The organism is Rosenbergiella sp. YN46 (assembly GCF_036620675.1).
GTDB lineage: Bacteria > Pseudomonadota > Gammaproteobacteria > Enterobacterales > Enterobacteriaceae > Jejubacter.
Genome location: NZ_JAZHEE010000082.1, coordinates 1 through 1,163, shown reverse-complemented (window position 1 = coordinate 1,163; position 1,163 = coordinate 1). Strand labels below are relative to the sequence as shown.

Sequence of the window (1,163 nt, the reverse complement as noted above, 5' to 3'; positions counted from 1 at the left end):
CGGGGGCCCGCACAAGCGGTGGAGCATGTGGTTTAATTCGATGCAACGCGAAGAACCTTACCTGGTCTTGACATCCATAGAACTTGGCAGAGATGCCTTGGTGCCTTCGGGAGCTATGAGACAGGTGCTGCATGGCTGTCGTCAGCTCGTGTTGTGAAATGTTGGGTTAAGTCCCGCAACGAGCGCAACCCTTATCCTTTGTTGCCAGCGATTCGGTCGGGAACTCAAAGGAGACTGCCGGTGATAAACCGGAGGAAGGTGGGGATGACGTCAAGTCATCATGGCCCTTACGACCAGGGCTACACACGTGCTACAATGGCGCATACAAAGAGAAGCGACCTCGCGAGAGCAAGCGGACCTCATAAAGTGCGTCGTAGTCCGGATTGGAGTCTGCAACTCGACTCCATGAAGTCGGAATCGCTAGTAATCGTGAATCAGAATGTCACGGTGAATACGTTCCCGGGCCTTGTACACACCGCCCGTCACACCATGGGAGTGGGTTGCAAAAGAAGTAGGTAGCTTAACCTCCGGGAGGGCGCTTACCACTTTGTGATTCATGACTGGGGTGAAGTCGTAACAAGGTAACCGTAGGGGAACCTGCGGTTGGATCACCTCCTTACCTTTGGATACAGATTTCGTAGTGTCCACACAGATTGTCTGATGAAAATAAAGAAGCAGTGAAAACCTCTACAGGCTTGTAGCTCAGGTGGTTAGAGCGCACCCCTGATAAGGGTGAGGTCGGTGGTTCAAGTCCACTCAGGCCTACCAAATTCTTCTCCGTACTGCGTTGTTCGCCCACTCGTTTATTTCAATAAACTTCGTGGACTCACGCCTTGTCCGGAAAAGAATTGCATTTGGTATCGAGGTTAACTAACTACTTTGGGGCTATAGCTCAGCTGGGAGAGCGCCTGCTTTGCACGCAGGAGGTCTGCGGTTCGATCCCGCATAGCTCCACCATAACACTACTTCAGAATGTACTTAATCGTGCATTGTGAAGTATCTGCTCTTTAACAATCCGGAACAAGCTGAAAATTGATAATCCATAAACGGTAATGACCGTTTAATGGGTCTCTCAAGCTTACAACACGAAGACATCTTCGGGTTGTGAGGTTAAGCGAATAAGCGTACACGGTGGATGCCCTGGCAGTCAGAGGCGATGAAGG

2 tRNA genes and 1 rRNA gene are annotated in these 1,163 nt (G+C 50.7%); all 3 read left to right on the top strand.

From position 1 onward, the window contains the following. A 16S ribosomal RNA gene (locus V3W49_RS22560) occupies nucleotides 1–619 on the top strand; the annotation flags it as partial. A gap of 72 nt (nucleotides 620–691) precedes the next feature. Then, nucleotides 692–768 (top strand) — tRNA-Ile (locus tag V3W49_RS22555). A 113-nt stretch (nucleotides 769–881) separates the two neighbouring features. Next, nucleotides 882–957: transfer RNA gene (locus tag V3W49_RS22550), tRNA-Ala, on the top strand. Nucleotides 958–1,163 lie beyond the last annotated feature (206 nt).